This is a genomic window from Arachidicoccus sp., from assembly GCF_050436765.1.
GTDB lineage: Bacteria > Bacteroidota > Bacteroidia > Chitinophagales > Chitinophagaceae > Arachidicoccus.
The window spans coordinates 6,533-13,085 of record NZ_JBNQGD010000215.1 but is presented as its reverse complement, the minus strand read 5'-3'; the positions used below and the strand labels follow the sequence as shown (position 1 = coordinate 13,085).

The window sequence follows — 6,553 nt, the reverse complement described above, 5'->3', positions numbered from 1 at the left end:
GATTATTATTTAAATATATTTATGACTTCTATAATTTCTAATGAAAGACCTCCTGCTGATCAGGTATTGAATGATATCGCAGATTATGTGTTGAATTATAAAATGAATAGCGAGAAGGCGCTCCAAACGGCATTTTACTGTTTTTTAGATACTTTAGGTTGCGGATTTGAAGCATTGACCTATCCGGCATGTGTCAAGTTGTTAGGGCCGATTGTTCCTGGAACCATTGTTCCTAATGGTGCAAAAGTTCCTGGTACGAATTATCAGTTAGATCCTATCCAAGCTGCTTTTAATATCGGAACGATTATTCGCTGGCTTGATTTCAACGACACCTGGTTGGCAGCAGAGTGGGGGCACCCTTCTGACAATTTGGGTGGTATATTGGCTACTGCAGATTGGCTAAGCCGGACTAAAATGGCAAATGGTGAGCAGCCACTAAAAGCCAAAATCATATTGGAAGCCATGATTATGGCTCATGAGATTCAGGGAGTCCTGGCTTTGGAAAATTCTTTCAATAAAGTAGGCTTGGATCATGTTTTATTGGTGAAAGTTGCTTCAACTGCTGTTGTCGGAAAGCTGCTTGGATTAACCAGAGAAGAATTAATTAATGGAATTTCCCTGGCATTCGTAGATGGTCAGGCGCTGCGGACTTATCGACATGCGCCTAATACAGGAAGCCGTAAATCCTGGGCAGCAGGCGATGCGACTTCACGTGCAGTTCGTCTGGCTTTAATTGCTAAAACTGGTGAAATGGGTTATCCTTCCGTATTGTCGGCACCCGTCTGGGGATTTTATGATGTTTCTTTTAAAGGACGATCTTTTAAATTTCAACGTTCCTATGGCACTTATGTGATGGAAAATATACTTTTTAAAATATCTTTCCCAGCGGAATTTCATGCGCAAACGGCTGCAGAAGCCGCCATGACATTGCATCAACAACTAAAAAAATTAGGGAAGACAACGGATGATATTGAGGAAATAATCATTAGAACACATGAAGCTGCTATTCGGATTATTGATAAGAAAGGACCATTGCATAATCCGGCGGATAGAGATCACTGTATCCAATATATGATTGCTATACCCTTGTTGTTTGGACGATTAACAGCCGAAGATTATGAGGATAATATTGCATGTGATCTACGGATTGACTCTTTAAGAGATAAGATGTATTGTGTAGAAGATCCGCAATTTACAAAAGACTACCATGATCCCGAAAAACGTGCGATCTCCAACGCGTTGACAGTTCGCTTCAAAGATGGCACTATCCTCGCAGAAGTTATCGTGGAGTATCCTATTGGCCATCCAAGACGTCGCGAAGAAGGCATACCCAGATTGATCGAGAAATACAAGAAAAACTTAGGACGCATTTTTTCGCAGAAACAGCAAAGACAAATACTGGATGCAACGTTGAACTACGATGACTTCGTAAAAATGGATGTCAATCATATCGTTGATTTAATGATGAAATCCTAGTGTTGGCCGTTAATAAGTGTAAATCGGAACTACCGCCTACTCAAAATATTTGAAGTCAAACTATAAAAAGAAAAAGGCTGAAAGGTAAGCCGTTATTTATTTTCCAATGGCCAGTTGGATGTAAAGCCGTTGTAAAAACTATAGCTTTGTTTTGCTAATTTTCGCAGAGAAGAGGGAATCTCCCATTGTTCGCCGAAACTGCTGAATGACTCGCAATCTTTTACAAATTGTGGTATACCTATTTCGTCCATATAGGCAAACACACCGCCTGTATGCGCTGCATATCCTACACCCAGTATAGAGCCAATATCACCATCTATGGGTTGGTCCAGCACGCCTTCAATCAGGCAGCGATAACTGTCGAGTGCCATTACGTGCAATAATCTTCTTTGAATCATCAGGCTATCTACTGAATAAGAAGAATGCGTTAAAGTTTCATCTTGCCAGATTTGCTTTGCTGCGCCAACATAGTCATAAAAACCTTTTGCGGATTTGCGTCCACTGCGGCCGGTTTGCACGAGTTTGCTCAAATAATTATAACAACGTTTTTGGCTCGAAGATAGTGCTGGTAACTGGTCGTAAACATGCAACATCAACGGAATAGAGATTTCGTCTAGTACGGCTAACGGACTTACCGCAAACCCTGCTTTTACCGCTTCTTCTTCAATATTTGCTGCAGGAATCCCTTCTAACAACATGGTAATGGCTTCCAGTAAATAATTGAAAAAGATGCGGGAAGTAAAAAATGCCGGACTATCGTGCACAACGATCGGCGTTTTCTGTAGTTTCAATGCTAACTGAATGGCTTTGTTGAGTGTTTCGTCACTTGTTTGCTTACCCCGGATAATCTCTACAAGCGGCATTCTGTCTACAGGCGAAAAAAAATGCATCCCTATAAAATTTTCTGACTTGGTAACATAGCTTGCTAATTCCGTAATAGGTAAAGAAGTTGTATTGGAAGCAAAGAATCCGTTACTTTTGAGAAAAGGTGCACTTTGGGCGATGACATTTTCCTTTAGTTTTTTATCTTCAAATACGGCTTCAATGATAAAGTCCGAATCAGCCAGGTCCTGTGTATTGTCTGTGGGATGGATAAGTGAAAGCATTTCTTCTTTTTTGCCCTCTTTCATTTTTCCTATTTGTATTAGTTTGTCACAACATCTCTCCGTGTACTTTTTACCTTTAATAGCGAATGGGATATCCGTATCTTTCAAACAAACAATTATTCCGGCTCTTGCGATTTCATAGGCGATACCGGACCCCATCATACCTGCACCCAATACACTGATTTTATGGAAATTAAAAGCAGGTAAACCCGAAATCCGTTCCAAATTCTTTGCTTTTGGAATGCCATAATTCGTCGTTCGCATAATACCCAAAGCCTCCTTACTGCTCAGTACCATGGCATAACATTTCGCTTCTAAAACTAAGGCTTTCTCAAGTGGTAATTTTCTGCTTTCTGCAATCAGGGTAATACAGGTATTTATCCCTGGGAACAGCGGATTTATTTTTTTTCTGACCGGGGCTATCTGGGCTTCAAAATTATTTTCATCAAGGAGTTTGGTTTTAGTCTGTTTGTCAATTGACGGATTTGTCAAAATCCATTGAGTCGCTTTAAAATGGGCATCTTTTGAATCTACAGCGATCTGATTTAACAACCCGGCGGCATTTGCTTCCTTTGCCGTGAGCGGGTTACTTCGTACAAGTAATGTGGCCGCGTGTGAAATGTCCATTCGACTGGAAACATATACCGTTACGCCGAATCCCGGAAATATACCCAGTCTGCAATCGGGCAGGTCAATCTGTACATTTTCTGTTGCGATAATATGAGATGCCCAAAACATGGGTGCTAATTGGAAACTATTATATGGGCTGTCTATGACAGCTATTACCGGTTTGTTTGCCGTATTTATAATAGTAGAAAGGGCAAGAATTTTGAGTATTCTGGACTCAAACGACTGCTGTTTGGCCGCCTCAAATAATTCTTGGTAAAAATCCTTCGAACAAGCGACAGGACAATAATAAATAACGCCAGCTATAGCCGTTTGTTCTTGTAATACCGTGGTTAGTAGGGAGACAAAATTTTCCAATATACCTAACAAGTCCAATTTACTTAGATCTATTGTTGTGCTGGTACGGATGGTGACTATGTTGTAGCTGTCCTGCGTAATATTAAATAATGGTGCGTCTGGAGGATATATTTTTTTCATTAAATTGGTCAATTGAATGGCGTAGGATAATGATTTTGAGCGGCTGCCTGCATTTGTGTTTTTTATTTTTTGTTATAGCTCACATTGTCAATTACCATCTTGGCGATAATTTCAAGCATAATTTCAGAAGTTCCGCCAATGATCGTTCCGGCTCGAACATCTCTGTATAGTCTTGCAATTTTATAATCTTCTGTAAACCCATAGCCACCGAATAGCTGTAGGCATTGATGGACGATACTAATGGCCAATTCGTTGGCCTGTAACTTGGCTATTGAACATTCCTCAACAGCATACTGGCCGCTGTTTTGCAGATCGCAGCAATGGTTGACAAATGCCTTGGTGGTTTTGATGTCGGCAACCATTTGTGCGATACGGTGACGTATGACCTGGAAATCATGTAATTTTTTTCCAAAAGCTTCTCTAACGTTGATATACTCCATCGTATATTGTAAAGCTGATTCGGAAGTAGCTATACTGTTAATGGCTGCAGTGAGGCGTTCCAATTGTAAGCCATCCATTAAATAGCTAAAACCGGCGCCTTCTTCTCCAATTAGGTTGGAGAGGGGGACTTTGACGTTATCAAATGTCAGCTCTGCAGTATCAGAAGCGTGCCAACCCATTTTCTCGATTTTATGAGCACGCACACCAGCTGCATGTCTATCGATAAGAATAAGACTTATGCCTTTACTACGCTTGTCCGGATTTGTTTTGACGGCAGTGATGAAAAAATCACCATAAACGCCGTTGGTAATAAAAGTTTTTGAACCATTAATAAGATAATGTTCTCCTTGCTGTACGGCAGTTGTCCGAATGTTCTGTACATCCGATCCAGCACCAGGTTCTGTTATGGCTATGGCACTCACCATATCTCCAGCAATCACGGATTTTAGGTAACGTTGTTTTAACGCTTCTGAAGCAAACTTGTGCAGATAGGGGGCAGACATAAATTGAATGACCAATGCAGAAATGGTGAAGCCCCCTGAAAAGCAATAGGATAACTCTTCACAGAAAATCATGGAATAATAGAAGTCCAGATCCAGTCCGCCGTAGGCGTCGGGATAAATGAGTCCCAAGTAACCCATTTCTCCCATCTTTTTCCAAATGCTGCGATCAATCTGCTGTTGTTTTTCCCACTGATCAACATAGGGGAGTATCTCTTTTTGTATAAAAGCACGCAAGGTTGTCCGAAAAGTCTCGTGTTCGGGTGACAGTAAAGTAGCATGTATCATTTCCTTTTTGTATATTTATTTATCATTACTAACAATCATTAGTCAAAAGTAAATAAATAAATGAAAGAACATTGGTTTCGGTTGAAATTTGATTTTTTTAGAAAGTCTGTTTAAAAATGTTTTAAAATGCTTGCAAAGACGTAGGCATTCCTAATAGTGAAAAGATCAACTGAAAACATTTGTATAAATGAATATGCTAGATAAATATACTAGGGTAGTTAAAGGGCAGAAGCCATGGTAATGGACATTCTCTCTCACGGAATTATTTTGTCGTCCTTTCTAATTCATTTTAATGACCATTAAATCAAAAGCCGACCATTTTTAGTATGATGGTCGGCTTTTGAGATGGACTGGCTTTAGTTCTCATGATATTATGTTCATGAAGTGTATAACTGCGCCGTTTAATTATTAATTGGATCTTTTAATCCTCAGTTTTTGTAGCGTTTGCCGTAAATGCAGCCGAGAAATCATAATTCCCGGAGCCAGTTTTAATTTGTAGATAACCATTTTTTTCTCCGACAGTCTTCAGACCCCGGAGGTCATTTAAGGGCTTTCCATTGCAAAGTACGCTGGCTATATCTGCTGTAGGAATAAATATAGTAGCCTCTGTATTAACCGGGATTTGTACTTTCATGGAAAGGGTGGGACCGTTTAGGGACCAACCGCAAGCGACTTTCCCGTAATAAGTTAACAGACTCGCCTGGGCACTATGTATATTCCCACCAATATGCGGTTGAATCTTTATATGCTTATAACCCACACCCGTTTCATCTTCATAGGTATCCAGACCGACCATTTCCCGATACATCCAGTCACCGATCGCCCCATAGGCATAGTGATTAAAGGAATTCATAGCTGGGTTTTCGAAGCTGCCGTCCGGTTTCTGGCCGTCCCAACGTTCCCAAATTGTTGTTGCGCCCTGGGTTACCGGATAAAGCCAAGAGGGATAAGTTTTTTGTAGTAGTAATTTATAGGCGACATCCGCATGTCCGAATCTGGTGAGCACCTCAGAAATATAGGGAGTACCTAAGAAGCCTGTTGTAATATGATCACCATAGCTATGAATATTCTCCACCAATCGGTCTGCTGCTTGCGTTCGCAGATCCTCCGGTAGCATGTCAAAATTAAGAGCAAGTACATACGCTGTTTGCGTGCCAGAAACAAGTCTGCCAGTGGGTGTCATGTATTCTCTTACAAACGCTGATTTGATTTCCTTTAAAAGAGCTGAATAAAATTGTACATCTTCGGTTCTACCTAGCACTTTGGCCGCATTAATTAATAACTGGGTGGAATGTGCGTAGAAACATTGGGCAATCAGATACTTATCTGTAACCGCGGCGCGGCCGTCGTTATCGTCATCAGGACGGTAAAACAGCCAGTCTCCAAAATCAAAGCCTGTATTCCATAAGTTATCTTTGCTGACACGCTTAATATAGTCGACCCAAGCTTTCATGCTTGGATATTGGGCTTCCAGAATCTTCTTATCGCCATAAGCTACATACATGTTCCAAGGAATAATTGTGGCTACATCTGCCCATCCGGCAGAACCTCCTTGATCTGGCCCTAAAACATTGGGGACAACATGTGGAATCCGACCATCCTTAAATTGATCTTCGGCTACGTCTTTCATCCATTTAT

4 protein-coding genes are annotated in these 6,553 nt (G+C 40.8%); 1 reads left to right on the top strand and 3 read right to left on the bottom strand.

Annotation, left to right across the window (positions count from 1 at the left end; all coding sequences use genetic code 11):
- Positions 1-1,476, top strand: a 1,476-nt coding sequence (locus tag ACQR30_RS09525) for a bifunctional 2-methylcitrate dehydratase/aconitate hydratase (protein WP_429734406.1), incomplete at its 5' end; no start/stop codon positions are given.
- A gap of 92 nt (positions 1,477-1,568) precedes the next feature.
- Here the strand turns inward: ACQR30_RS09525 and ACQR30_RS09520 are convergent.
- The 3 genes from ACQR30_RS09520 to ACQR30_RS09510 form a co-directional block, all read right to left on the bottom strand.
- Complete coding sequence (locus ACQR30_RS09520) at positions 1,569-3,686, bottom strand: 3-hydroxyacyl-CoA dehydrogenase NAD-binding domain-containing protein (protein ID WP_429734404.1); 2,118 nt, start codon at positions 3,684-3,686, stop codon at positions 1,569-1,571.
- Positions 3,687-3,748: 62 nt separating this feature from the next.
- On the bottom strand, positions 3,749-4,915 hold the full coding sequence (locus ACQR30_RS09515; protein WP_429734402.1) for an acyl-CoA dehydrogenase family protein: 1,167 nt from the start codon (positions 4,913-4,915) through the stop codon (positions 3,749-3,751).
- A 421-nt stretch (positions 4,916-5,336) separates the two neighbouring features.
- Positions 5,337-6,553, bottom strand: a 1,217-nt coding sequence (locus ACQR30_RS09510) for an alpha-L-rhamnosidase C-terminal domain-containing protein (RefSeq protein WP_429734400.1), incomplete at its 5' end; no start/stop codon positions are given.

Bases quoted from the DNA above. Each gene is read 5' to 3' on its own strand.
- ACQR30_RS09520 (WP_429734404.1), bottom strand. From the start codon at position 3,686: ATGAAAAAAATATATCCTCCAGACGCACCATTATTTAATATTACGCAG.
- ACQR30_RS09515 (WP_429734402.1), bottom strand. From the start codon at position 4,915: ATGATACATGCTACTTTACTGTCACCCGAACACGAGACTTTTCGGACA.